Consider the following 25,272-nt stretch of genomic DNA (forward strand, 5'->3'; position numbering starts at 1 on the left):
TGTCCCGATTTCCGTCGCAGCAACGGGTGTTGTGCGGCGAAAATCGGGACACGGATGCCTCGTCAGTCGGTCTCGACGAGGTACTTCGCGTAGGCCGGCAGCGTCAGGAACGCCGGGAAGTCCTGGCCGAGTGCGACCTCGCGGAAGATCTCCGCGGCGTCGTCGAACCGGTCGCCGTCCTGGCGGTCGGCCTCGGCCAGCACCTGCGTGACGAGGGCCTCGATCGACTCCCGCGTGATCGGTGTGCCGTCCTCGGTGGTGCGGTCCTGGTGGATCCACTGCCACACCTGGCTGCGGCTGATCTCGGCGGTCGCGGCATCCTCCATGAGGTTGTCGATGGCGACGGCGCCGAGCCCGCGCAGCCACGCCTCGATGTAGCGGATCGCCACCGACACGTTGCCATGCACGCCCGCCGCCGTGATCGGGCGGCCGATGTGGACGTCGATCAGATCGGATGCCGCCACCTCGACCTCCGGCCGCTGGCGGTCGATCTGGTTCGGGCGGTCGCCGAGGACCGCGTCGAACTCGGCGCGGGCCACCGGGATGAGGTCGGGGTGGGCGACCCACGTGCCGTCGAAGCCGTCGCCGGCCTCGCGCTTCTTGTCGGCGGCGACCTTCTCGAACGCGCGCGCGGTCACCTCGGGGTCGCGGCGGTTCGGGATGAAGGCGCTCATTCCGCCGATCGCGAAGGCGCCGCGCTTGTGGCACGTCTTGACGAGCAGCTCGGTGTACGCCCGCATGAACGGGACGGTCATCGTGACCTCGCTGCGGTCGGGCAGCACGAAGCGCGCGCCGCGGCCGCGGTAGTTCTTGATGATCGAGAAGATATAGTCCCAGCGACCCGCGTTCAGGCCGGCGATGTGGTCGCGCAGCTCGAACAGGATCTCCTCCATCTCGAACGCGGCCGGCAACGTCTCGATGAGCACGGTCGCGCGGATGGTGCCGTGCGGGAGACGCAAGTACTGCTCGCTGAACGTGAAGACGTCGTCCCACAGCTTCGCCTCTTCGCTCGACTCGAGCTTGGCGATGTAGAAGTAGGGGCCGCGACCGTTCGCGATGAGCTGCTGGGCGTTGTGGAAGAAGTACAGGCCGAAGTCCACGAGAGAGCCTGACGCGGCCATCGTTCGGCCGGTGCGGTCGGTGAAGTGAATGTGCTGCTCGGGCAGGTGCCAGCCGCGCGGGCGCATCACGATCGTCGGCGTCTCGGTCGCGGTGACCTCGTACCGCTTGCCCTCGGGACTCGTGAAGGACAGCTCGCCGCGGATCGCGTCGCGCAGGCTCAGCTGCCCTTCGATGACGTTCTTCCAGGTCGGGCTCGTGGCGTCCTCCTGGTCGGCGAGCCACACCTTGGCGCCGGAGTTCAGTGCGTTGATCGTCATCTTCGGGTCGGTCGGACCCGTGATCTCGACGCGGCGGTCCTCGAGGCCCGGGCCGGCGCCGGCGACCTTCCACTCCGCATCCTCGCGGATGTGGCGGGTGTCGTCGCGGAACTGCGGGTCGTGCCCGTTGCCGATCTCGAAGCGGCGGCGCATGCGGTCGGCGAGCCGGTCGTGGCGGCGGGCGCCGAAGCGGTGGTGCAGCTCGGTGAGGAACGCCAGCGCCTCCGGCGTCAGGATCTCGTCGTAGCGGGGCCCCAGACGTCCGGCGATCTCGATCGAGGGCTCGTGGGTCTGGGTGGGGATCGGGCCGGTGCGCGTACGCATCGGGGTGGCGGTCGCAGGTGTCATGGTCCTGCCTTCCTGTGTGGGTCTGCTCACCGTCGCGAGGTGCCGGGTCGAGTGGCAGGTCGTGACGGGCGAGCGGTGTGGAGTTCTCGGGGGGATGCCTCGACCTGGCGGTGTCGGCCGGGTCGCGGCATCCGTGATCCGCGTCTGGCTGGATCGGTGGTTCGTCGTGAGACCACTCTGGGGTGAAGTTCGGGGGTTCACTCGACAGATTGGGGTGTGAAGTTTTCCTGTATTTCTGCTTTCGTGACAGAATCGCGGCATGACGACGACGTTGACCCCCGATGTGCGCGGTGAAGTCCCGGACGATGATGAGGTGGATCCCCTCACCATCGGCCGCCGCATCCGGCAGCTGCGCACCGACCGCGGCATGACGCTCGAAGAGCTCGCCGCCGCCGTCGACCGCGCGCCGAGCCAGCTGTCGATGATCGAGAACGGGCGACGCGAGCCGAAGCTCACCCTGCTGCAGGCGATCGCGCGTGCGCTCGGCTCATCGATCGACGCGATCCTCGAGTCGGAGCCGCTCGACGAGCGCGCCACCCTCGAGATCTCTCTCGAGCGGGCCATGCGCGGGCAGACGTTCCAGGCGCTCGGCATCCCGCCCTTCCGCATCGGCAAGACGGTCCCGACCGAGGCGCTCAAGGCGATGCTGGCGCTGCAGGGCGAGATCGAGCGGCTTCGCGACGAGCGGGCCGCGACGCCCGAGGAGGCCCGCCGCGCGAACGTGGCGCTGCGCAAGCTCATGCGCACGCAGAACAACTACTTCGCCGAGCTCGAGCTCCAGGCGCGGCGCATCCTCGACGCGGTCGACCATCCCGGTGGTCCGCTGACGCAGCGCACGGCGTCCGACATCGCCGCGCACCTGGGCTTCACCCTGCACTACGTGCCCGACCTGCCGCAGACCACGCGGTCGGTCGCTGACATCAAGAACGGCCGCCTTTACCTCTCGAGCCGGCTCACCACGAAGGGCGACCCGCGCACGGCGGTGCTGCAGGCTCTGTCGAGCCGCATCCTCGGCCACCGCGAGCCCACCTCGTACGCGGACTTCCTGCGCCAGCGGGTGGAGACGAACTACCTCACCGGTGCGCTGCTCATCCCCGAGGCGCACGCGGTGCCGTTCCTGCAGGAGGCGAAGAAGGACCGCTCGATCTCCATCGAGGACCTCCGTGACGCGTATTCGGTGTCGTACGAGACGGCTGCGCATCGCTTCACCAACCTCGCGACCGTGCACCTCGGCCTCCCCGTGCACTTCCTCAAGGTGCACGAGTCGGGCGTCATCACGAAGGTCTACGAGAACGACGACGTGAACTTCCCGACCGACCGCCTCGGTGCGATCGAGGGGCAGATGTGCTGCCGCAAGTGGACGTCACGCGTCGTGTTCGACGTCGACGACCACTTCAACCCGTACTACCAGTACACCGACACGGGCAACGGCACCTACTGGTGCACCGCCCGGGTGGAGCTCTCGAGCGAGGGCGCGCACTCGATCAGTGTCGGCGTGCGCTTCGACGACACGAGGTGGTTCCTCGGGCGCGACACCCCGAACCGCGGTGTCTCGAAGCATTCCGTCGAGGTCTGCTGCCGTCGCGCCCCGGCGGAGCTCGAGGCGTCGTGGCGCGAGCAGTCCTGGCCGAACGTGCGCACGCCGCGCACCCTGCTGGCGACCCTGCCCACGGGCTCGTTCCCCGGCGTCGACACCACGGACGTCTACGAGTTCCTCGAGGCCCACGCCCCGCGCTGAGCGCGCGGCGAGTGCAGCGGTTGCGCGGGTCAGCGGCGGCCGGCGACGAAGTCGGCGACGTGCGCGGGCCACGCGGTGCGGTCGGAGGAACCGGATGCCTCGGCCCGGTCGGCCATCCGATACGCGGTGTAGATCGCGTTCACGGCGGTCCACCGCAGGGGCTCGAACTCCCAGCGCTTGGTGCGGTGACCCACCCAGGGCAGGCGGGTGAGCTCGGTGTCGCGCTCCAGCACGAGATCGGCGAGCGTGCGGCCGGCGAGGTTCGTCGCCGCGACGCCGGTGCCGACGTAGCCACCGGCCCAGCCGAGACCGGTCGCGCGGTCATGGACGACCGTGGCGGCCCAGTCCCGGGACACGCCGAGCACGCCGGCCCAGGCGTGCGCGACGCGCACCCCCGCGGCATCCGGGAAGAACTCCCGCAGCAGCCGCCTGAGCGACGCGATCGTGCGCTCCTGCGTCGTGCCGTCGGTGTCGACGCGCGAGGCGTACCGGTAGGGCACCCCGCGCCCGCCGAAGGCGATGCGATCGTCGGCAGTGCGCTGCGCGTACATGTACACGTGTGCGAAGTCGCCGACCGTCTCGTGTCCGTCCCACCCGACGGCCTTCCAGAACGACGCAGGCAGCGGCTCCGTCACGATCATCGACGAATTCATCGGCAGCCACGTGCGGTGCTCGCCGCGGAGGTCGGCGGTGAATCCCTCGGTGGCCCGCAGCACATGGGTCGCGCGTACCGTGCCGCGATCGGTGACGGCCCGGCCCGGCGCGATCTCGCGCACGTGGGTCCCCTCGTAGAGGGGCACCCCGAGCCGCTCGACCGCCTCGGCGAGCCCGCGCACGAGCTTCGTCGGGTGCACGCGGGCGCAGTGCGGGTGCCAGACGGCGCCGAGCGTTCCGGCGATGCGGATCCTGGATGCTGCGGCCGCAGCATCCAGGATCTCCACGTCCGTGTGCGGCCATGACTGCTCGGCGACGGCGCCGGCGGTGAGGCGGGCGAGCTGGGCCGGCGTGCGGGCGACGCCGTACTCGCCGCCCTTGACGACGTCGGCGTCGATGCCCTCGCGGGCGGCGACGGCGATGACCTCGTCGACCGTCTCGTTGAGCGCGCGCTGCTGCGCGATGGCGGCGTTTCGGCCGTGGGACTCGGCGTAGCGCTCGCGTCCGCCGGTGACGGTGTTGGTGAGCCAGCCGCCATTGCGGCCGGAGGCCCCGAACCCGGCGAAGCGCTGCTCGAGCACGACGACCCGCAGGTCGGGCTGGGCGCGCTTCAGGTAGTACGCGGTCCAGAGGCCGGTGTAGCCCCCGCCGACGATGGCGACGTCGACGACGATGTCGCCCGGCAGGGAAGTGCGAGGGGTGGGACTGCCGCCGAGGCTCCGCCACCACCACGACACGTCGCCGTTGGGCACAGCGGGCTCGGTCATGCCCCCATCCTGCCCCGCTGAGACGTGCTCCCGTCGGGCGATCTGTCGGGAATCGGACCCCACCCCGGCGATCTCTCTCGCCCGCCGCCCCGCCCGCGCTGCTCGTCGATCCGCCGCAACACGCCGAGGCCGTTCGCACCCGCACGGCGTGTCGTGGCGAGTGGCGGGGTCGCCCGGAGAGGGAAGGGTCAGGAAGCCAGGGCGCGCAGCGCCGCCCACAGCTCGGCGCGAGTCGCGAACGACGAGAGGTCGCGACTCAGCACGCGCTCGATGAGGGCGAGCCGGGTGCGCACGGTGTGGCGGTGCACCCCGAGGGATTGCGCGGATGCCTCGTGGGAGCAGTCCTCGTCGAGCCACACCTTCAGCGTCTGGACGAGATGCGTGCCGTGCGCGACGTCGTGGTCGTACAGCGGGGCGAGCTCGGCGCGCGCCAGCGCGCGGGCCTCGTCGGTGAGCGCCGACAGCACGCCGGCGCGGGCGACCTCGGCGAACTCGGTCACCGGACGGATGCCGCGATCCCGGGCGACGCGCGCCTGCCCGAGAGCGGCTGCGAACCCGTCGTAGCCGGTCGGGTCCGACAGGCCGACGCGCACGTCGTACCGCTCGATCAGGTCGGCGATGCTGGAGCGGTCGTCCGCCGGCACGACGAGCACGAGCCCGTCCTCGCCGCGGCCGAAGAACAGGGCGCCGCGCCGCTCGTCGGCCCAGAGCTCGAGCAGCTCTGCGATGCCGTCGACGCGTGCGGCGGCGGCATCCGTCAGTCCGACGACGACGGGGGCGGAGGGAAGCGGTCCCCACAGCTCGCGCGAGGTGCGGCGGGCGAGGGCGGGATCGCCGGTCAGCAGCGACTGCACCAGCCCCGCGCGCAGCGCGTTGCGCGCGCGGCCGAGGCCCTGCTGCTGCTCGAGCGCGAGCCCGGCCATCGCGATGACGGCGGTGACGACGACGCGGCCCTCCTGGTCGAGGTCGCCGGCGGCGATCGCGATCACCCCCCGCAGGTGCCCCCCGCGGCCGAGGGTCTGCAGCGAGAACGGCGTCTCGCCGATATGCAGCGACGAGCCTGCGCGCGCGCCGCGGTGCAGCACGCCCGTCACCTCCCGCTGCAGCGCCGCGGCCGTGTCGGCGCCGAGTCCGCCGACGGGGTGCTCGCGGGCCAGCTCGCCGGCGGCGTCGAACATCCCCACCCAGGTGTCGAGCTGCTTCGCGAGCTCGGCGACCGTCGCGCCGAGTCCGTCGGGGCGCAGCGCCGCCAGGGCGATCGCCCGCTGCGCCGCCAGCGCCCAGCTGCGCCGCGCGTACGCCTCGGCGGCGATCGCCTCGGCATTGGCCCGGGCGACGGCGATGAAGGGCGTCCGGTACGGCACCTCGAACAGCGGAATGCGTTCATCCCGGCATGCGTCGACCAGGGCCGGCGGGATGCCGTCGCGCACCACCTCGGTGCCGAAGCCGAGCCCGACCACGCCCCGGGTCGCGAGCCGGTGGACATAGGAACGGTAGACCGCGGCCGCGTCGGCGTCGTCCCGCTGGGGGAACTGCGTGCCCGTCGTGAGCAGCACGAGGCCCTCGGAGAGGAAGGGAGTCGGGTCGGCGAGGTCGGAGCTGTGCACCCAGCGGATGCCGCGGTCCAAGGTGCTCGGGTCGAGGTCGTCGCCGGCGAGGGACAGCTTCAGATCCCGCCGGGCGAGGAGGGCGCGAAGGGTGGGGGCATCGGCGTCCATGATCTTCCGAGTGTACGGCTCGTACAGCAGACCGGACAGAATGTACACCAGGGCGGGTGCGGGGTCCTCCGGCCACGACTTACGCTCCCCAGCATGACCAGCGCAGCCGACATCATCACCGAAACGCCCCTCGGCGGTCCGACGCTTCCGCAGGAGCGCCGCCTGGTCACCAGCATCCCCGGTCCCCGCTCGCAGGAGCTCCTCGACCGCAAGGCCGGTGCCGTCGCCGCGGGTGTCGGACACACCGCGCCCGTGCAGGCTGTGGCGGCCGGAGGCGGCGTCATCGTCGACGCCGACGGCAACTCGCTCATCGACCTCGGCTCCGGCATCGCCGTCACCACGATCGGCAACGCGCACCCGAAGGTCGTCAAGGCCGTGCAGGAGCAGGTCGCCCAGTTCACCCACACGTGCTTCATGATCGCGCCGTACGACTCCTACGTGTCGGTCGCCGAGGCCCTCAACCGCATCACGCCGGGCGACCACGCCAAGAAGAGCGCCCTGTTCAACTCGGGTGCCGAGGCGGTGGAGAACGCGGTCAAGATCGCCCGCAAGTACACCGGCAAGCAGGCCGTCGTCGCGTTCGACCACGGCTACCACGGTCGCACCAACCTCACGATGGCGCTCACGGCGAAGTCGATGCCCTACAAGAGCGGCTTCGGCCCGTTCGCGTCGGAGATCTACCGCGCGCCGCTGTCGTACCCCTACCGCGACGGGCTCGACGGGGGCCTGGCGGCCAAGAAGGCCATCTCGATGATCGAGAAGCAGGTCGGTGCCGACAACCTCGCCGCCGTCATCATCGAGCCCATCCAGGGTGAGGGCGGCTTCATCGTCCCCGCCGACGGCTTCCTGCCTGCGCTCGTCGAGTGGTGTCGCGCGAACGACGTCGTCTTCATCGCCGACGAGATCCAGACCGGCTTCGCTCGCACGGGGGAGATGTTCGCGAGCGACCTCTTCGGCATCGTGCCGGACCTGATCACGACCGCCAAGGGCATCGCGGGGGGCCTGCCCTTGGCGGCCGTGACGGGCCGGGCCGAGATCATGGATGCCTCGCACGCGGGTGGCCTCGGCGGCACCTACGGCGGCAACCCGATCGCATGCGCCGCCGCGCTCGCCGCGATCGACGTGTTCGAGAACGACGGGATGCTCGAGCGCGCCCGCGAGATCGGGAGCGTCCTGAAGGGCCGCCTGCAGGAGCTGCAGGCATCCGACCCGCGCGTCGGCGATGTGCGCGGCCACGGCGCGATGATCGCCGCCGAGTTCGTGGACCCCGCGACGGGCGAGCCCGACGCCGCGCTCACCGCCGCCGTCGCGAAGGCGTCCATCGCACAGGGCGTGATCGTGCTCACGTGCGGCACCTACGGGAACGTGATCCGTTTCCTGCCGCCGCTGTCGATCACCGACGACCTGCTCCACGAGGGCCTGGACGTCGTCACCGCAGCGCTCACTGCCTCTTGATCACGGGTGCTGCGACCGCCGCACGCACGGCGGTCGCAGCATCCCCCTGCCCTTCTGAATGACCTGAGGAACGAAGGAGTCCGAATGACCGAGCTGACCCGTGACGTCGTCATCGTCGGCGCCGGCGCCGCCGGCACGACTGCCGCCAACGAGCTGAAGAAGGCGGGACTGTCGGTCGTCGTGCTCGAGGCGCGCGACCGCGTGGGCGGGCGCCTGTGGACCGACGTGGTCGACGGCGCGATGCTCGAGATCGGCGGCCAGTGGGTCTCGCCCGACCAGGACGCGCTCAAAGAGACCCTCGCCGAGCTGGGTCTCGAGACTTACAGCCGCTACCGCGAGGGCGACTCGGTGTACATCGGCCAGGACGGCGAGCTCACCCGCTTCACGGGCGAGATCTTCCCCGTCGCGCCCGAGACCGAGAAGGAGATCGTCCGCCTCATCGAGGTGCTCGACGAGCTCGTCGCACAGATCGACCCCGACAAGCCGTGGGAGCACCCCGACGCCGAGGCGCTCGACCGCATCTCGTTCGAGGCGTGGCTCGAGGAGCAGACCGACGACCAGGAGGCGCGCGACAACATCGCCCTCTTCATCGCCGGCGCGATGCTCACCAAGCCCGCGTACGCGTTCTCCACGCTTCAGGCCCTCCTCATGGCGGCCAGCGCCGGCAGCTTCTCGCACCTCGTCGACGCGGACTTCATCCTCGACGAGCGCGTGGTCGGCGGCTTGCAGCAGGTTCCACTCCTCCTCGCCGAGCGTCTGGGCGACGACGTCATCCTGGGTCAGCCGGTCACCGAGGTGCACTGGTCGGACGACGGCGTCCGCGTCGTCACCGACAACGGCCTCGAGGTGCGCGCACGGTTCGTCATTCTGGCGCACGCGCCGATCCTCTACCCGTGGATCGAGTTCGCGCCGCCGCTGCCGCGCCTCAAGCAGCAGATGCACCAGCACATCTCGATGGGCTTCGTCATCAAGGTCCACGCGGTCTACGACCGTCCGTTCTGGCGCGAGCAGGGCCTGTCGGGCACCGCGTTCAGCCCGTACGAGATCTCGCACGAGGCATACGACAACACCAACCACGACGACGAACGCGGCACCCTGGTCGGCTTCGTGTCGGACCGCAACGCCGACGACCTGTTCCGCGTGTCGGCCGAGGAGCGCAAGGAGCGCATCCTCGAGTCGCTGTCGCACTACTACGGCCCCGAGGCCAAGACCCCACTGGTCTACTTCGAGAGCGACTGGGGCGCGGAGGAGTGGACCCGCGGGGCGTACGCCGCGAGCTTCGACCTCGGCGGCCTCGCCCGCTACGGCGCGGATCTGCGCACCCCTGTCGGCCCCATCCACTTCGCGTGCAGCGACATGGCCGGCGCCGGGTACCAGCACGTCGACGGCGCCATCCGCATGGGCCGCCTGGTCGCCGCGAACATCGTCGAGGCGGCACGGCGATGAGGGACCGCATCGTCGTCGGGTACACCGCGACGGAGGCGGGGGCGGATGCCGTCGCCCTCGGCGCGCGCCTGGCCGCGGCGATGGACGCACCGCTCGACCTCGTGCTGGTGCTGCCGGCCGAGGACCGCAGCGTCATCACCCCGCCCGACGCCGGCTACGACCGCTACCTGGTGACGCAGGCTGAGACGTGGCTCGCCGAGGCGGCGGCGTCGATTCCGGATGCCGTGACCCACGCGTCGCACGTGCGGTTCGGCGATTCCTTCGCAGAGGGCCTCATCGCGGCCGCGCACGAACTCTCGGCGTCCCATATCGTCGTCGGCGCCGCCAATGGCGGACGTCGCGGGCGCCATCGCCTCGGCACCGTGGCGAACGAGCTGCTGCATTCGTCGGATGTGCCCGTCGTGCTCGCCCCCGAGGGGTCGCGCCGGCTGGAGGCGGCCACGGTCACCCGCGTCACCGCCGCCATCGGCACGCGTCCGGGAGCGAGCGCCCTGCTCGACGAGAGCGTCGCCCTGGCCACGGCCACGGGCGCCGGACTGCGACTGCTGTCGCTCGTCTCGGTGGACCTTCCGGCCGGAGTCGACACGGGCGTCATCCGCATCGCGGGCGCCGCGCACGCCGACGACGTGCTGGGCAAGGCCCTCGAGGCACTGCCGGACGGCGTCGAGGCCGACGTGGTCGTCGCGCGCGGCGACAGCATCGAAGATGCCGTCGCCCACCTCGGCTGGGAGCCCGGCGAACTCGCGGTGGTCGGCTCGAGCCGGCTGGCCCGGCGCCGGCGCCTGTTCCTCGGCTCGACGGCGGCGAAGATGCTGCACGAGCTTCCCGTACCCATGGTCGTGGTGCCCCGCACGCGCGGCAAGAAAGGCGCACGCTGATGAGCGCTTCAGAGAGCCGCGGCACCGTGCCGCTGGCACCGTCATCCGGCGCCCACGCCGGCGAGCTGTCGAAGAAGGGCCTGAGCGCGGGAGCGGTCGGCGTCCTCGGCGCCGTCGTCATCGGCGTCTCCACCATCGCCCCCGCCTATACGCTCACGGCGTCGCTCGGGCCGACCGTCTCTGTCGTCGGCACGCAGGTGCCGGCCATCATCCTCGTCGGCTTCATCCCGATGCTGCTGACGGCCTTCGGCTACCGCGAGCTCAACCGCGCGATGCCCGACTCGGGCACCTCGTTCACGTGGGGCGTGCGCGCGTTCGGCCCATGGATCGGCTGGATGACCGGCTGGGGCCTCGTGGCCGCGACCGTCATCGTGCTGTCGAACCTCGCGGGCATCGCCGTGGAGTTCCTGTTCCTGCTGATCTCGCAGCTGACGGGCAGCCCCGAGATCGCCGACCTCGCGTTCAACCCGTTCATCAACGTGGTGGTGTGCCTGCTGTTCATGCTGGGCGCGACGCTCATCTCGTACCGCGACATGCAGACCACGCAGAAGTTCCAGTACATCCTGGTGACCTTCCAGGTCGCCGTGCTGCTCCTCTTCGCCGTCGTGGCCATCGTCAAGGCGGTGTCGGGCGATGCCCCCGATCCCACTGCGTTCTCGTGGTCGTGGTTCAACCCGTTCGAGGTGCCGACGTTCAGCGCGTTCGCGGCGGGCCTCTCGCTGTCGATCTTCATCTTCTGGGGCTGGGACGTCGTCCTCACCATGAACGAGGAGACCAAGAACCCCGCCAAGACCCCGGGGCGCGCGGCGATGCTCACGGTCGTGATCGTGGTCTCGCTGTACCTCCTGCTGTCGATCGGCCTGATCATGTTCGCGGGTGTCGGCGACGGTCCGCTGGGACTGGCGAACGAGGACATCTCGGCGAACGTCTTCTTCGCGCTGTCCGACCCGATCCTCGGTCCGCTCGCGTTCCTGGTGTCGCTCGCTGTGCTGTCGAGCTCGGCCGCATCGCTGCAGTCCACGGCCGTGGGCCCGGCGCGGACGCTCCTGGCGATGGGGCACTACGGCGCCCTGCCGCCGAAGTTCGCCCGCGTCAGCCCCCGCTTCTTCACGCCCGGCTACGCCACCGTGGTGTCTGCGATCGTCGCGTCGGTGTTCTACGCCGTCATGCGCGTCATCAGCGAGAACGTCCTCACCGACACGATCCTGTCGCTCGGCATGATGATCTGCTTCTACTACGGACTCACCGCGTTCGCGTGCGTCTGGTACTTCCGCAAGCAGTGGTTCGACTCGGTGCGCAGCTTCTTCTTCACGTTCCTGTTCCCACTCGTGGGCGGCGCGATCCTCGCCGTGCTGTTCGTCACGACGCTTATCGACTCGATGGACCCGGCCTACGGCAGCGGGTCGAGCATCGGAGGCCTCGGCCTCGTGTTCGTGCTGGGCGTGGTCGTCATCCTCGTGGGCGTCGTGATCATGATCTGGCAGGCGATCAAGCGTCCGGCGTTCTTCCGCGGTGAGACACTCGGTATCGACGCCCCCGAAAGCCTTCGACGCGCCCGCCGCTGACGGGCAGACTGTCCCCATCCACCCGATCGGAGAGAACGCAATGACCGACTACGCCGTCGTGAACCCGGCCACGGGAGAGACCCTGGCCACGTATCCGACCATCACCGACGAGGCTCTCGAGACCGCGATCGCGGGAGCGGATGCTGCGTACCGCACGTGGCGCGACCAGCCCGTCGCCGAGCGTGCCGCACGCATCCGCAAGGTGGCGGAGCTGCACCGCGAGCGTCGCGACGACCTCGCCGCGATCATCGTGCGCGAGATGGGCAAGCCGCTGGAGGCCGCCCTCGGCGAGGTCGACTTCGCCGCAGACATCACCGAGTACTACGCGGACCACGCGGAGAAGATCACCGGCGACCAGCCGATCGACATCGACGGGGAGGGCACGGCGGTCATCCGCCGCTCGCCCCTCGGCGTGCTGCTGGGCATCATGCCGTGGAACTTCCCGTACTACCAGGTCGCCCGCTTCGCCGCGCCGAACATCGTGGTGGGCAACACCATCCTCCTGAAGCACGCACCGCAGTGCCCGGAGTCGGCCGCCGCCATCGCGGCGATCTACGCCGACGCCGGGCTCGAGGGCGTCTACACGAACGTCTACGCGACGAACGATCAGGCGGCGACGATCATCGCCGACCGCCGGGTGCAGGGCGTCTCGGTCACGGGCTCCGAGCGCGCCGGCGCCGCCGTCGCCGAGATCGCTGGCCGCAACCTCAAGAAGGTCGCGCTCGAACTCGGCGGGTCCGACCCGTTCATCCTGCTTTCGACCGACGACCTCGACGCGGCGGTGCAGGCGGCCGTGGACGCGCGCCTCGACAACACCGGGCAGTCGTGCAACGCCGCCAAGCGCTTCATCGTCGTCGACGGCCTGTACGACGCGTTCCTCGAGAAGTTCACCGCGAAGATGACCGAGGCGAAGGTCGGCGACCCGTTCGCCGACGACACCGTGCTGGGCCCGCTGTCGTCGCTCACGGCGGCCGAGCGCCTGGCCGAGCAGGTCGACAGGGCCGTCGCGCAGGGCGCGACGCTGGTCGCCGGCGGCACGCGCGACGGCGCGTTCTACCCGGGCACGGTGCTCGCCGACGTCACGAGCGACATGGACGCGTACCGCGAGGAGTTCTTCGGCCCCGTCGGCGTCGTCTACAAGGTCGCGGACGAGGACGCGGCGGTCGCCCTCGCGAACGACACCAGCTACGGACTCGGCTCGTACGTCTTCACGACCGACGAGGAGCAGGCCCAGCGCGTCGCCGACAAGATCGACGCCGGCATGGTCTACGTGAACGTGGTGCTGGCCGACGAGCCCGGGCTGCCCTTCGGCGGCGTGAAGCGCTCCGGCACCTCGCGCGAGATGGGCCTTCTGGCGGCGGACGAGTTCGTCAACAAGAAGCTGATCCGCATCGGCGCCTGAGGATCAGCCCTCGCCGAGCGCCTCGCGCGCCTCGGCGAGGGCTTCGTCGGCCCACTGGACCTGCTGCGGCGTGCCCCAGCGGGTCGCGGCGTCCCGTGCCGCCTCGAACTCTGCGATCGCCTCGGCCAGGCGTCTGGCGTCGAAGAGGCGCCAGCCGGCGTTGTTGTGCAGCGACACGTTCCATCGCAGCGTGCGCTGATCCGAGGCGCCGTCGAGCGCCCTGAACGCCGCCGAGGTCCACTCCTCGGCCTGATCGGGCTCCGCGATCGCGAGCATGTGCAGCGCGTCGACCTGCAGGAACGTCAGGCCCGCTCCCGATGCGGCATCCACGGCCGCGAGGAAGTAGGTGACCGCCGCCTCGGGGTCGCCGGCCGAGTTGCGCACGCGGCCGCGCTCCAGGGCCGCACGGGCCGCGACCGCCGCGTCCTCGATCGAGACGGCGTCGAGGGCCGCGTCCGCCTCGTCGAACCGCTCCTGCAGGCCCAGAGCCCGCGCCACCTGGGTCTCGAGCTCGGCGCGGGTCGCAGCATCCGTCTCGTCCTCCATCGCCCCGCGCAGTCGCGCTTCGGAGCCCGCCGCGTCGGAGAAGTCCCACAGCTCGTCGAGCCGGGTCTGCGCGAGAGTCATGCCGGAATGCTAGTGCCGTCATCCGGGGGTGTCGCCGACGCGGCGTGAGCGCGAGGATGGAGTCATGGCAGACACACCGGACCCCGTCGTCTCCCTCTCCGATGAAGAGTGCTGGGAGCGCCTGCGCGGGCAGGAGCTCGGGCGCCTCGTCACCCACGTGGGCGAGGTGCTCGACATCTTCCCCGTGAACTACATCGTCGACGGCGAGAGCGTGCTCTTCCGCACGGCGCAGGGGAGCAAGCTGTTCGAGCTGACCGTCAATGACGAGGTGCTCTTCGAGGTCGACGACCACACCGACACCGACGCGTGGAGCGTGATCCTGCGGGGTCGCGCCCACCCGCTCGACCGCTCCGACGAGGTCGAGCGGGCCGACGGTCTGGGGCTCAGACCGTGGATCCCGACGCTCAAGTACACGTACGTGCGCGTCGAGGCGATGTCGCTGTCGGGCCGCGCCTTCGCGCGTGGACCCGAGCCCGACCGGTACGGCGTGCAGCAGTACTGAGCCGATGAGTGCGCAGGTGCGTGGCCGCCTCGGTTCGCGGGGCCCGCGGGCATGCCGTACACTGGATCGTGCAGTCGAAGTCTGCATTCTTTCGCCGTGCCCGGTACTCGGGCACGGACCCTCAACCCGCGGTGAGAGGGGAAGAGTGCGGGCTTCACGAGACCTCCGGGTCTCTAGGGCGGTAGCTCAATTGGCAGAGCAGCGGTCTCCAAAACCGCAGGTTGCAGGTTCGATTCCTGTCCGCCCTGCGCGTCAGCGCAACACCGGTGACATGCCGGTGGTTGACAACACAGTGTGCCGGCCCGTGTCGGCTCACGGAAGGTAATCAGGTGGCATCGATGGTTCAGGACGAGCCGAAGGGTGAAGTCGTCTCCGCAGAGGGAACGACCGCACCCCGCGAGAAGAAGCCGAACGTCTTCGCTCGTATCGCCCTGTTCGTGCGCCAGGTCTTCGCCGAGCTCCGCAAGGTCGTCACGCCGACCCGCCAGGAGCTGCTGAAGTACACGGCGGTGGTGCTGGGCTTCGTCGTCGTGATGATGGCGCTCGTCTACGGCCTGGACGTGCTGTTCGTGTGGATCACGTCGTACGTCTTCGGGGTCCCCGGCGCCTGATCCCGAGCGCTCCCGGCTCGCAGCGGGAGCACGACACGGGCGGACCGCAGGTCCGGCAGCGGACGGAACGGAAGAGAACTCACGTGACTGAAAGATATGTCGACGACGCCGATTGGGCGACGGCCGCCGAGCAGTCGTCGGAGGACGACGAAGCTCAGGAGGGCAACGTCCTCGCGGCGGAGGAGCGGTCGGTGGAAGCCGCCGAGCACCTCGCCATCCACATCGTCGACGACTCAGACGAGGATGACGCCGACCTGGACGACATCGACATCGACGACCCGGAGGCCGACGCCATCGTGAACGACGCTCTCAACCTCGACGAGACGGCCGAGACCGAGGCCGCGGCCGAGGTCATCAACGACTCCATCGCGGAGGAGGTCGCCGAACTCGAGGCCGAAGCCGCCGAGGAGGTGACCCCGTACGACGGTCCCGACGTGAACGGCGACGAGGACGAGCCGGAGCTCGACGAGGACTTCGTCGCGGAGGTCGATGCCGCAGCCGCCGTCGTCGACGACGTCGAGGCCTCCGTCTCGCCGGCCGACGCCGCCGAGGCTCCCGAGACCGACGACGAGGACGAGGACGAGGACCCCTACGAGGCGTTCCGTGCCGACCTGCGCACCCTCCCGGGCAAGTGGTACGTCATCCACTCCTACGCCGGCTTCGAGCGCAAGGTGAAGGCCAACATCGAGCAGCGCAAGTCGACGCTCGAGGTCGAGGAGGAGATCTATCAGATCGAGGTCCCGATGGAGGACGTCGTCGAGATCAAGAACGGTCAGCGCAAGATGGTCACGCGCGTCCGTATCCCCGGCTACGTGCTCGTGCGCATGGAGCTCAACGAGGACACCTGGTCGGTCGTGCGTCACACGCCCGGTGTGACCGGCTTCGTCGGCAACGCCCACAACCCGACGCCGCTGCGCTTCGAAGAGGCCTTCAACATGCTGAAGAGCCTGGTCGAGGTCAAGGAGGTCGCCGGCGCGAAGGGCGGTGCGGCCAAGAAGGGCGCCGCCGCCACGGCCCGCGTCATCCCGGCCGAGGTGGACTTCGAGGTCGGCGAGACCATCACGATCAAGGAGGGCTCGTTCGCGGGCCTGCCCGGCACCATCAGCGAGATCAAGCCCGAGAGCGGCAAGCTCACGGTCCTCGTCTCGCTCTTCGAGCGTGAGACCCCGGTCGAGCTGTCGTTCGACCAGGTCACCAAGCTCTAGCAGACTTCCCGGGGCTCGTCCCCGGGGGAACCGCTGCCCGGAGATGCCGGGCGTGCGGGAGAACGGGAGCCTCGCGGCATCCGTTCGAATGAAAGGAAACAAGAATGGCACCGAAGAAGAAGGTGACCGGCCTGATCAAGCTTCAGATCAACGCCGGTGCAGCCAACCCGGCGCCGCCGATCGGCCCCGCGCTCGGTCAGCATGGCGTCAACATCATGGAGTTCTGCAAGGCGTACAACGCCGCGACCGAGTCGCAGCGCGGCAACGTCATCCCCGTGGAGATCACCGTCTACGAGGACCGCAGCTTCACGTTCATCCTGAAGACCCCGCCGGCCGCTGAGCTCATCAAGAAGGCTGCCGGTGTGCAGAAGGGCTCGAAGACGCCGCACACGGCCAAGGTGGGCAAGCTCACCAAGGACCAGGTCCGTCAGATCGCCGAGCAGAAGCAGCCCGACCTGAACGCGAACGACATCGAGGCCGCCTCGAAGATCATCGCCGGCACCGCCCGTTCCATGGGCATCACGGTCGAGGACTGAGGGGGATAGGAAACATGGCTACCAAGTCCAAGGCCTTCCGGGCCGCAGCCGCCAAGATCGAGGCGGACAAGTTCTACAGCCCCACCGAGGCCGTCGCGCTCGCGAAGCAGACCGGTTCGGCGAAGTTCGACTCGACCGTCGAGGTCGCGCTCAAGCTCTCGGTCGACCCCCGCAAGGCGGACCAGATGGTGCGCGGCACCGTCATCCTCCCCCACGGCACCGGCAAGACCGCCCGCGTCATCGTGTTCGCGACGGGTCCGGCCGCTGAGGCCGCGATCGCCGCGGGTGCGGACGAGGTCGGCGGCGCCGAGCTCATCGAGAAGGTCGCCGGCGGCTGGACCGCGTTCGACGCGGCCGTCGCGACGCCCGAGCTCATGGGCCAGGTCGGCCGTCTCGGCAAGGTGCTCGGCCCCCGTGGCCTCATGCCCAACCCGAAGACCGGCACCGTGACCCCCAACCCGGCCAAGGCCGTCGAGGAGATCAAGGGCGGAAAGATCGAGTTCCGCGTCGACAAGCACGCCAACGTGCACTTCGTCGTCGGCAAGGCCTCGTTCTCGGCCGAGCAGCTGGACGAGAATCTGAAGGCCGCGCTCGAAGAGATCGTGCGCCTGAAGCCGTCGAGCTCGAAGGGCCGCTACATCCAGAAGGGCGCCGTGTCGACCACGTTCGGCCCCGGCATCCCGCTGGACGTCAACACGCTCGTCTGAGTCGTTCCGCACGAAGGCCCCACCCGTTTGGGTGGGGCCTTCGTCGTTCGCGGCGGGGCGGGCTGCCGTAACCACGAACGCGCGGTCGCGACCGCGGGAGTAGCGTCGAGGACATGCCGAAGACGCTGCAGGACCTGTTCGGAATCGACGCGCCGATCGTGCTCGGCCCCTTCGGCGGGCTGTCGTCGATCGAGCTGACGGCCGCGGTGAGCGAGCTCGGCGGACTGGGCTCGTACGGGCTCTACGGGTACTCCGCCGACCGAATCAGCGACACGATCGCGGCGCTGCACTCCGCGACGCGGCGCCCGTTCGCCGTCAACCTGTGGCTGCCGACCGGCGACGAGATCACTCCCGGCGAGGTCGACCTGAAGCCGGCGATCGAGGCGGTCGCCCCGCTCTACGACGAGCTGGGTCTCGCGCACCCGACGCCTCCGATCGAGTTCCTGCCCGACCTCGACTCCCAGTTGACGGCGGTGATGGATGCTGCGCCCGCGGCGCTGAGCGTGGTCTTCGGCGCGCCGTCGGAGCACGTGGTCGCGGCGGCGCGGAGCCGCGGCATCCGCGTCATCGGCACTGCCACCACTGTCGCGGAGGCCGTCGCGCTCGAGACGGCGGGGGTGGACGCGGTCGTCGCCACCGGCGCCGAGGCGGGCGGCCATCGCGTGTCGTTCCTCAGGCCCGCCGAGCAGTCGCTCGTCGGCACGTTCGCGCTCGTCCCGCAAGTCGTGGACGCGGTGGACGTCCCGGTGATCGCGGCCGGCGGCATCGCCGACCGGCGCGGCGTCGCCGCCGCGTTCGCGCTCGGCGCTTCGGGGGTGCAGGTGGGTTCCGCGTTCCTGCGCACGCGGCAGTCGGCCGCCACCGAGGCGCACCGTCGGGCGATCGCCGACGCCTCAGACACCGGGACCGTGCTCACCCGCGCCATGAGCGGGCGCCTGGCTCGCGGCATCCCGAATCGCGCCATGCGGGAGATCGAGACCACCGGGATCATCGCGCCGTTCCCCGCGCAGAACTGGCTCACCGGGCAGTTCCGTGCCGAGGCAGGGCGTCGCGGCGACGGCGAGCTCGTGTCGCTGTGGGCCGGGCAGGCCGCGGGGCTCGCGCCGAGCGACGACGCCGCCGAGGTCTTCGCAGAGCTGGTGTCGGGCCTGCCCGCCTGATCGGCCCTGGCAACAAAGCGCAACGCGACGCCCCCGAAGCGTCGTGACCGTGTTGTACTGGAAAGTCCGCCGCTCAGGGCGGACCGCACACAGCACGCCGCACCACCCGGGAATCCACATGTCACGCCGTATCACCGCACTCGTCCTCACCGCCGCCGCCGCCCTCGCGCTCACTGCGTGCAGCAGCGGCTCCGCCGACCCCGCCGCCAGCGGCGAGGGCGACGACTACGGCCTGGTGACCGCCGGCACGCTCACGGTCGCCACCGAGGGAACGTACCGCCCGTTCTCGTTCCACGACGAGTCCGGCGAGCTCGTCGGCTTCGACGTCGAGATCGCCGAGGCGGTCGCCGAGAAGCTCGGCCTGGAGGTCGTGTTCCAGGAGACCCAGTGGGACGCGATCTTCGCGGGCCTCGACGCCGGCCGCTTCGACGTCATCGGTAACCAGGTGTCGATCAACCCCGAGCGCGAGGAGAAGTACCTCTTCAGCGAGCCCTACACCGTGTCGCCCGGCGTGATCGTCGTGCCCGAGGACGACGACTCGATCACGAGCTTCGACGACCTCGCCGGAAAGACGACGGCGCAGTCGCTCACGAGCAACTGGTACCAGCTCGCCCAGGAGAGCGGCGCCACCGTCGAGGCGGTCGAGGGCTGGGCGCAGGCCGTCGCGCTGCTGCAGCAGGGGCGCGTCGACGCGACGATCAACGACAGCCTGACCTTCCTCGACTACGAGAAGAGCGAGGGCCCGACGGGTCTGAAGATCGCCGTCGAGACGGATGAGCCGAGCCTCAGCGCCTTCGCGTTCACGAAGGACAAGGAGGCGCTCGTCGAGGCGATCGACGGCGCCCTTGCGGAGCTCCGCGAGGAGGGCGTGCTCGCCGAGATCAGCGAGAAGTACTTCGGCGCGGACGTCACCCAGTAGTAGTCCGCGAGCCGCCGCTCGTCCTACCGTGGGCGGGCGGCGGCGTCGTCTGTCGCAGAGGGAGGACCCGCATGGATGGCACCACCTGGGCGCTGCTGGTGGATTCGTTCTGGCCGTTGCTGCTCGCCGCGATCACCGGCACGATTCCGCTCGCTCTCGCCTCGTTCGCCCTGGGGCTCGTGATCGCCATCGCCGTGGCGCTCCTGCGCCTGTCGGGCAATCCGGTGCTGTCGAACATCGCCCGGTTCTACGTGTCGGTGATCCGCGGCACACCGCTCTTGGTGCAGCTGTTCGTCATCTTCTACGGACTGCCGTCGGTGGGCATCGTGATCGACCCCTGGCCGGCCGCGATCATCGCGTTCTCGCTCAACGTCGGCGGATACGCGGCGGAGATCGTGCGGGCCGCGATCCTGTCGGTGCCGAAGGGTCAATGGGAGGCAGCGCACACGGTCGGGTACTCGCAGGCGCAGACCTTGACCCGGATCGTGCTGCCGCAGGCGGCGCGCGTGTCGGTGCCGCCGCTGTCGAACACGTTCATCTCGCTCGTCAAGGACACGTCGCTGGCGTCGACCATCCTCGTGACCGAGATGTTCCGCAAGGCGCAGCAGATCGCCGCGTTCACGTTCGAGGTGCTCGCGATCTACCTCGAGGCGGCCCTCATCTACTGGCTGATCTGCCTCGTGCTCTCCACCGGGCAGAGCGCGATCGAGAGGAGGCTGGACCGCTATGTCGCCCATTGATCCCGCGGACGACGCGCTCGCCCCGCCGGCTCCTGCCGACGATCGCCCGCTCCTGGAGGTGTCGGGCCTCACCAAGACCTTCGGCACGAATCGCGTGCTCGACGGCGTCGACTTCGAGGTGCGCCGGGGCGAGGTCGTCGCGCTCATCGGCCCGAGCGGTTCGGGCAAGACCACGGTGCTCCGCTCGCTCAACGGACTCGAGACACCCGAGGCGGGGACGGTCGCCTTCGCCGACGGACCCCGTGTCGACTTCGCGGCACCGCTCTCGAAGGCGGACCGGATCGCGCTGCGCGACCGCTCCGCGATGGTCTTCCAGCACCACAACCTCTTCCCGCACCGCACCGTGCTGCAGAACGTCACCGAGGGGCCGATCCACGCGCACGGCGTACCGAAGTCCGAGGCGATCGCGCGCGCCGAGGCGCTCCTGGACCGCGTGGGGCTGGGCAAGAAACGCGACGCCTACCCGTTCCAGCTCTCGGGCGGACAGCAGCAGCGTGTGGGAATCGTGAGAGCGCTCGCCCTGCAGCCGGCTCTGCTCCTCTTCGACGAGCCGACGAGCGCCCTGGACTCCGAGCTCGTCGGCGAGGTGCTCCTCGTGCTCAAGGAGCTCGCGGAGGAGGGGTGGACGATGGTCATCGTCACGCATGAGCTCGCCTTCGCGCGAGAGGTGGCCGACGAGGTGCTGTTCTTCGACAACGGCATCGTCCTCGAGCGCGGTGCGCCGAAGGAGCTGTTCAGCCATCCGCAGCACGAGCGCACCCGCCGCTTCATCGACAGGATCCTGCGACCGTTCGACGGATGAGGAGGCTCAGCCGGTGGGGCGCACCTCGAAGCCGCGTTCGCCGGTGGTCGCGGCATCCGTCACCGTCGCCTGCTCGACGCGGGAACCGGGCGGACCCTCGGCCATCCACGCGAGCACCTCGTCGACCTGGCCCGGCGTGCCCTCGACCTCGGCCTCGACCGAGCCGTCGCGGCGGTTGCGCACCCATCCGGCAGCGCCGGCCTCGCGCGCGACCATGAGCATCGTGTAGCGGTAGCCGACGCCCTGGACGTCGCCGCGAACCGTCACGTGCACGCGTCTCATGGCGCCCATCCTGCCGAATCGCCCGGCTTGCCGCGACGGGGCGCCGTGGGCCAGGATGCCCACATGGGAACCGTCGACGAACTCCTGGCAGGACTCGACGCGGCTGACCGGCCGTCGGTCGAGCGGATCTACGAGCTCGCGCGAGAAGAGGCGCCCGATGCGGAGCAGGGGCTCGGATACGGGATGCCGGCGCTCGTGTACCGGGGCAAGCCCCTGGTGTCGGTGATGCGGGCGAAGAAGCACATCGGCGTCTATCCGTTCAGCCCTGCAGCGGTGTCGGCCGTCGCGGACGCGCTCGCCGGGCATCCCGGCATCGGGCTGGACAAGGGCACGATCCGCTACCAGCCCGAGCACCCGCTGCCCGACGACGTGGTGCGCGCCCTCGTGCTCGCCCGGAAGGAGCAGATCGACGGCTGAGCGCGTCGGCCGCGCTCAGTGGGGGAGGACGAGCGAGACGCCGAGGGCGATCATGACGACCGCGATCACCGCGTCGAGGATGCGCCATGCCCGCGGCGTCGACAGCCAGCGGCCGAGCAGGCGCGCGCCGAACGCGAGGCCGAAGAACCAGATGACGCTCGCGGCCATGGCACCCGTCGCGAACAGCCAGCGCTGATCGCCGTGCGTGTTCGCGACGGTGCCGAGCAGGAACACGGTGTCGAGGTACACGTGGGGATTGAGCCACGTGAGCGCGAGGCAGGTCAGCAGCACGGGGATCAGACGTGCGCGCCTGGCGGGGGAAGAGGCGGTGCGGATGTCGCTGCGCACGACGGAGGCGGAGGCGTCGGGTGCAAGCGCGTCCCCGGTGTGGGTGTGTGCGGGCGGTGCTGCCCGCTGCGCGTCAGGGCGGGCCGGATCCGCGGGGTCGCCCCCGGACAGCGTCTCGCCGGAGGGGCGCCACGCGCGCCGGGCGGCCAACACGCCGTACGCCACGAGGAACAGCGCGCCCGCCCAGCGCACGGCGTCGACGAGCCACGGCACGGCCTGCAGCACGAACCCGATGCCCGACACCCCGAGCGCGATGAGGACGGCGTCCGAGATCGCGCAGATCGCCGCGACGGCGAGCACGTGCTCGCGGCGCAGTCCTTGGCGCAGCACGAAGAGGTTCTGCGCGCCGATGGCGACGATGAGCGAGAAGCCGAGGCCGAGGCCGGCGAGCACGGGGGAGAGCACGACTCGACGCTAGGAGCCGCAGCATCCGTAGTCCAGCTCATGGATCTTCAGTACCATTAGCCGCACTGAAGATGCGGATCCCGTTCGAGCTTGCAGAGACCGTTGCCGTCGTCGTCGACGAGGGCACGCTCGACGCGGCCGCGCGGAAGCTGCACATCACGCCGTCGGCGGTGAGCCAGCGCATCAAGACGCTCGAGGAGCAGCTCGGCCGTCTCGTGCTCGTCCGCTCCAAGCCGGTGCGGCCCACCGAGGCCGGCATGTCGGTGATCCGCCTCGCGCGGCAGACGGCACTGCTCGAACACGACGCCCTCGCCGAGCTGGGCGCCGGCGACGACGAGGCCGCACTCACCGTGGTGCCGCTCGCGGTGAACGCGGACTCGCTGGCGACGTGGTTCCTCGAGCCTCTCGCCCGCCTCGCGGAGCAGCATCCGGTCGTCTTCGATCTCCATCGCGACGATCAGGACTTCACCGCCGGACTGCTCGAGTCGGGAACCGTGATGGGCGCGGTCACCTCGCGCGCCGCGCCGGTGGCCGGGTGCCGCTCGTCGGCCCTCGGCGCGATGCGCTACGAGGCGGTCGCCACGCCCGCGTTCGTAGCACGGTGGCTCGTCGGCGACCGGGCGATCGCCCTGGCGAACGCGCCGCTGGTGGACTTCGATCGGCGCGACGACCTGCAGAACGAGTGGCTCGCGCACCAGGGCGTCGACCCTGCGGAGCCGCCGCGGCACTACGTGCCCGCGTCGAACGACTTCGCATCGGCGGTGCGCCTGGGGCTCGGGTGGGCGATGCTGCCGCGCTTCCAGTCGCATGACGCGCTCGAGCGCGGCGAGCTCGTGCTGCTGGGCGGTCCGCCGGTCGATGTCGGCCTGCACTGGCAGCAGTGGAACCTCCGCTCGCCGCTGCTCGACGCCATCGCCGACGCGATCGTCGCCGAGGGCCGGCGCCTACTCGCCCCCGGCTGAACCGATTCACGGCGGGGCGGCGCGGCGAACCGGAGCCCCAGCGGGGTCAGCCGTCGCTGACGCGGAGCACGAGCTTCCCGCGCGTGTGCCCCGTCTCGATCGCGCGGTGCGCGGCGGGGGCCTCGGCGAGGTCGAAGACCTGCTCGATGTAGACCTGCACCGAACCGGAGTCGAGCAGGCGGCCGATCGTCGCGAGCGCCCCGCCGTCCGGAAGCACCTTGTACGAGGTGGTGCGCACTCCCGCTTCTGCCGCCGCCTCGGCATAGCCCGGCCAGGAACCGGTCGGCACGAGCACGTAGAGCCCGCCGGTGCGCAGCACCTCGAGCGAGCGCGTGCCGGTCTCGGAGTAGACGTTGCCGACGAGGTCGATGACGACGTCTACCTCGCCGACGACCTCCTCGAACCGCGTGGTCGTGTAGTCGACCACGACCGCGGCGCCGAGTTCGCGAAGCCACGACGCATTGCGGCCGGAGGCGGTCACGGTGACGTGCGCACCGAAGTAGGCGGCGAACTGGACGGCGAAGTGGCCGACCCCTCCGCTGCCGGCGTGGATCAGTATGCGCTGCCCCTCGTGCGCGTGCGCCGTCTCGACCACGAGTCCCCAGGCGGTGAGCGCCGCGAGCGGCACGCCTGCCGCCTCGACATGCGACAGGGAGGCGGGCTTTCGGGCGACCGAGAGCGAGGGCGCCACGACGTACTCGGCGTACGAGCCGCCGGTGCGCGGGAACGAGGTCATGCCGAACACCTCGGTGCCCGGGGCGAAGGGGTGCGCCTCGTAGGGGCTCTTCACGACGATGCCGCTGAAGTCGTAGCCCAGGGTCGCGGGGTACGCCGCGATCGCTCCCGAGACGCCCCTGCCGCCGCGCGTCTTGGCGTCGATCGGGTTGACGCCTGCGGCGACGACGCGAACGAGCACCTCGCTCAGCACGGGCGAGGGGACGGGAACGGATGCTGCGCGCAGCGCGTCGGCGTCGCCCGCGGCCTCCACGACCATCGCCCGCATGTCGGCGGGCGGCGCCTCGACGGGGGCGAGCGGGGTGTCGGTCGCCGATCGCAGCGGTCGGATCCTCATCGTGCGCTCCTTCCGCGGGTGTGCCGCCTTCGGCACCAGAACTGAACCCCCGTGGATACAGTCAACCCTGCCTTCGTCTCGCTCGTGTTACGCGGGTGCTACCGGTGTCGCAACACGTCCGCGCCGGCGTGCGCCCCCGCCCAGCGGCGAGTCGGCTCAGGGCGCCGGGCGCTCGCCGAGGGTGAGCGCGTGCAGCAGTCGCGTGAGGTTGAGGATGTCGTCGACCGGCCACTCCTCGAGCGCGTCCACGAGCAGGTTCTCCTGAGGCGCGCGCGCCTCGGCCAGGCGCTCCAGCCCGAACGGGGTGGGGGAGAGCAGGCTCGACCGGCCGTCGTCGGGATCGGGTGTGCGCTGCACCAGGCCCAGCTGCTCGAGCTCGCGCACCGTGCGGCTGACCTGGCCCTTGTCGGAGGCGAGCGACTCGGCCAGCGCCGACAGCGTGATGCCCTCGCGGCGCACGATGGTCGTGAACACCTTGTAGGCCCCCGGCAGCATGCCCGGGCTCACGCGGTTGGCGTTGTCGATGAGGATCCGCCGGATGCGGTTGATCAGCTCCGAGAATTCCGCCTCGAGGGCGCGCACCGCCTCGGTGCGCGCCGCTCGAGTGTCGTCGGAGGTCATCGGATT

The 25,272-nt window shown here is 70.4% G+C and carries 25 protein-coding genes and 1 tRNA gene; 18 read left to right on the plus strand and 8 right to left on the minus strand.

Annotation, left to right across the window (positions count from 1 at the left end):
- Positions 1–62: 62 nt before the first annotated feature.
- Entirely contained in the window at positions 63–1,703 is a 1,641-nt protein-coding gene (gene aceB, locus MRBLWH7_RS19010; RefSeq protein ID WP_342002135.1) for a malate synthase A, read from the minus strand.
- A gap of 283 nt (positions 1,704–1,986) precedes the next feature.
- Between aceB and MRBLWH7_RS19015 the strand changes: the two genes are divergently transcribed.
- On the plus strand, positions 1,987–3,465 hold the full coding sequence (locus tag MRBLWH7_RS19015; protein WP_341997353.1) for a helix-turn-helix domain-containing protein: 1,479 nt from the start codon (positions 1,987–1,989) through the stop codon (positions 3,463–3,465).
- A gap of 29 nt (positions 3,466–3,494) precedes the next feature.
- Here MRBLWH7_RS19015 and MRBLWH7_RS19020 read toward each other — a convergent pair whose 3' ends face one another.
- Positions 3,495–4,886 (minus strand): FAD-binding oxidoreductase, encoded by a 1,392-nt coding sequence (locus tag MRBLWH7_RS19020; protein WP_341997355.1) that lies wholly within the window; start codon positions 4,884–4,886, stop codon positions 3,495–3,497.
- A gap of 188 nt (positions 4,887–5,074) precedes the next feature.
- Entirely contained in the window at positions 5,075–6,604 is a 1,530-nt protein-coding gene (locus tag MRBLWH7_RS19025) for a PucR family transcriptional regulator (RefSeq protein WP_341997357.1), read from the minus strand.
- A gap of 93 nt (positions 6,605–6,697) precedes the next feature.
- Between MRBLWH7_RS19025 and gabT the strand changes: the two genes are divergently transcribed.
- The 5 genes from gabT to MRBLWH7_RS19050 all read left to right on the plus strand — a co-directional run bounded on the left by gabT (position 6,698) and on the right by MRBLWH7_RS19050 (position 13,350).
- Positions 6,698–8,059 carry a 4-aminobutyrate--2-oxoglutarate transaminase gene (gabT, locus tag MRBLWH7_RS19030; protein WP_341997359.1) on the plus strand — a complete coding sequence of 454 codons (1,362 nt, stop codon included), beginning with the start codon at positions 6,698–6,700 and terminating at the stop codon, positions 8,057–8,059.
- Positions 8,060–8,143: 84 nt separating this feature from the next.
- Positions 8,144–9,505 (plus strand): NAD(P)/FAD-dependent oxidoreductase, encoded by a 1,362-nt coding sequence (locus MRBLWH7_RS19035; RefSeq protein ID WP_341997362.1) that lies wholly within the window; start codon positions 8,144–8,146, stop codon positions 9,503–9,505.
- Positions 9,502–10,383, plus strand: coding sequence for a universal stress protein (locus MRBLWH7_RS19040; protein WP_341997364.1), 882 nt, complete (start codon positions 9,502–9,504; stop codon positions 10,381–10,383). The genes MRBLWH7_RS19035 and MRBLWH7_RS19040 overlap by 4 nt, the downstream gene beginning before the upstream one ends.
- On the plus strand, positions 10,383–11,948 hold the full coding sequence (locus MRBLWH7_RS19045; protein WP_341997366.1) for an APC family permease: 1,566 nt from the start codon (positions 10,383–10,385) through the stop codon (positions 11,946–11,948). The genes MRBLWH7_RS19040 and MRBLWH7_RS19045 overlap by 1 nt, the downstream gene beginning before the upstream one ends.
- A 40-nt stretch (positions 11,949–11,988) precedes the next feature.
- The gene (locus MRBLWH7_RS19050) at positions 11,989–13,350 is read left to right on the plus strand and encodes an NAD-dependent succinate-semialdehyde dehydrogenase (protein ID WP_341997368.1); all 1,362 of its coding nucleotides are present in this window, start codon (positions 11,989–11,991) and stop codon (positions 13,348–13,350) included.
- Between the two features lie 3 nt (positions 13,351–13,353).
- On the opposite strand, the gene MRBLWH7_RS19055 is transcribed toward MRBLWH7_RS19050, so the two are convergent.
- Positions 13,354–13,977 (minus strand): hypothetical protein, encoded by a 624-nt coding sequence (locus tag MRBLWH7_RS19055; protein ID WP_341997370.1) that lies wholly within the window; start codon positions 13,975–13,977, stop codon positions 13,354–13,356.
- Positions 13,978–14,041: 64 nt separating this feature from the next.
- On the opposite strand from MRBLWH7_RS19055, the gene MRBLWH7_RS19060 reads away from it, so the two are divergent.
- The 10 genes from MRBLWH7_RS19060 (at position 14,042) to MRBLWH7_RS19105 (ending at position 21,159) form a co-directional block, all read left to right on the plus strand.
- Positions 14,042–14,479 (plus strand): pyridoxamine 5'-phosphate oxidase family protein, encoded by a 438-nt coding sequence (locus tag MRBLWH7_RS19060; protein ID WP_341997372.1) that lies wholly within the window; start codon positions 14,042–14,044, stop codon positions 14,477–14,479.
- Between the two features lie 175 nt (positions 14,480–14,654).
- Positions 14,655–14,727, plus strand: a tRNA-Trp gene (locus MRBLWH7_RS19065).
- Positions 14,728–14,817: 90 nt separating this feature from the next.
- The gene (secE, locus tag MRBLWH7_RS19070; protein ID WP_116197035.1) at positions 14,818–15,090 is read left to right on the plus strand and encodes a preprotein translocase subunit SecE; all 273 of its coding nucleotides are present in this window, start codon (positions 14,818–14,820) and stop codon (positions 15,088–15,090) included.
- A gap of 83 nt (positions 15,091–15,173) precedes the next feature.
- A complete protein-coding gene (gene nusG / locus MRBLWH7_RS19075) occupies positions 15,174–16,295 on the plus strand; it encodes a transcription termination/antitermination protein NusG (protein ID WP_341997374.1) in 1,122 nt (373 codons plus the stop codon).
- Positions 16,296–16,399: 104 nt separating this feature from the next.
- On the plus strand, positions 16,400–16,831 hold the full coding sequence (gene rplK / locus MRBLWH7_RS19080; RefSeq protein ID WP_116195954.1) for a 50S ribosomal protein L11: 432 nt from the start codon (positions 16,400–16,402) through the stop codon (positions 16,829–16,831).
- A gap of 14 nt (positions 16,832–16,845) precedes the next feature.
- Positions 16,846–17,538 carry a 50S ribosomal protein L1 gene (gene rplA / locus MRBLWH7_RS19085; protein WP_341997378.1) on the plus strand — a complete coding sequence of 231 codons (693 nt, stop codon included), beginning with the start codon at positions 16,846–16,848 and terminating at the stop codon, positions 17,536–17,538.
- A gap of 113 nt (positions 17,539–17,651) precedes the next feature.
- On the plus strand, positions 17,652–18,698 hold the full coding sequence (locus MRBLWH7_RS19090) for a DUF561 domain-containing protein (protein ID WP_341997380.1): 1,047 nt from the start codon (positions 17,652–17,654) through the stop codon (positions 18,696–18,698).
- Positions 18,699–18,816: 118 nt separating this feature from the next.
- Entirely contained in the window at positions 18,817–19,617 is an 801-nt protein-coding gene (locus MRBLWH7_RS19095) for an amino acid ABC transporter substrate-binding protein (protein WP_341997382.1), read from the plus strand.
- A gap of 71 nt (positions 19,618–19,688) precedes the next feature.
- Positions 19,689–20,357 carry an amino acid ABC transporter permease gene (locus MRBLWH7_RS19100; protein ID WP_341997384.1) on the plus strand — a complete coding sequence of 223 codons (669 nt, stop codon included), beginning with the start codon at positions 19,689–19,691 and terminating at the stop codon, positions 20,355–20,357.
- Positions 20,344–21,159: an amino acid ABC transporter ATP-binding protein gene (locus tag MRBLWH7_RS19105; protein ID WP_341997386.1), complete on the plus strand. Its 816-nt coding sequence runs from the start codon at positions 20,344–20,346 to the stop codon at positions 21,157–21,159. Before MRBLWH7_RS19100 ends, MRBLWH7_RS19105 begins: the two co-directional genes overlap by 14 nt.
- Positions 21,160–21,165: 6 nt before the next feature.
- Here the strand turns inward: MRBLWH7_RS19105 and MRBLWH7_RS19110 are convergent, their stop codons facing one another.
- Positions 21,166–21,441, minus strand: a complete 276-nt coding sequence (locus tag MRBLWH7_RS19110; RefSeq protein WP_341997387.1) for an acylphosphatase — start codon at positions 21,439–21,441, stop codon at positions 21,166–21,168.
- A 63-nt stretch (positions 21,442–21,504) separates the two neighbouring features.
- On the opposite strand from MRBLWH7_RS19110, the gene MRBLWH7_RS19115 reads away from it, so the two are divergent.
- Positions 21,505–21,858 carry a DUF1801 domain-containing protein gene (locus tag MRBLWH7_RS19115; RefSeq protein ID WP_341997388.1) on the plus strand — a complete coding sequence of 118 codons (354 nt, stop codon included), beginning with the start codon at positions 21,505–21,507 and terminating at the stop codon, positions 21,856–21,858.
- A gap of 15 nt (positions 21,859–21,873) precedes the next feature.
- Here MRBLWH7_RS19115 and lysE read toward each other — a convergent pair whose 3' ends face one another.
- A complete protein-coding gene (gene lysE / locus MRBLWH7_RS19120) occupies positions 21,874–22,611 on the minus strand; it encodes an L-lysine exporter (RefSeq protein WP_341997389.1) in 738 nt (245 codons plus the stop codon).
- A 71-nt stretch (positions 22,612–22,682) separates the two neighbouring features.
- On the opposite strand from lysE, the gene MRBLWH7_RS19125 reads away from it, so the two are divergent.
- Complete coding sequence (locus MRBLWH7_RS19125) at positions 22,683–23,573, plus strand: LysR family transcriptional regulator ArgP (RefSeq protein WP_341997391.1); 891 nt, start codon at positions 22,683–22,685, stop codon at positions 23,571–23,573.
- Positions 23,574–23,619: 46 nt separating this feature from the next.
- Here the strand turns inward: MRBLWH7_RS19125 and MRBLWH7_RS19130 are convergent, their stop codons facing one another.
- Both MRBLWH7_RS19130 and MRBLWH7_RS19135 read right to left on the minus strand, forming a co-directional pair.
- Positions 23,620–24,645 (minus strand): NADP-dependent oxidoreductase, encoded by a 1,026-nt coding sequence (locus MRBLWH7_RS19130; RefSeq protein WP_341997393.1) that lies wholly within the window; start codon positions 24,643–24,645, stop codon positions 23,620–23,622.
- A 156-nt stretch (positions 24,646–24,801) separates the two neighbouring features.
- Positions 24,802–25,266 carry a MarR family transcriptional regulator gene (locus tag MRBLWH7_RS19135; protein ID WP_341997395.1) on the minus strand — a complete coding sequence of 155 codons (465 nt, stop codon included), beginning with the start codon at positions 25,264–25,266 and terminating at the stop codon, positions 24,802–24,804.
- Between the last annotated feature and the right edge of the window lie 6 nt (positions 25,267–25,272).

Source organism: Microbacterium sp. LWH7-1.2 (assembly GCF_038397755.1).
In the GTDB taxonomy this organism is placed as follows: domain Bacteria; phylum Actinomycetota; class Actinomycetes; order Actinomycetales; family Microbacteriaceae; genus Microbacterium.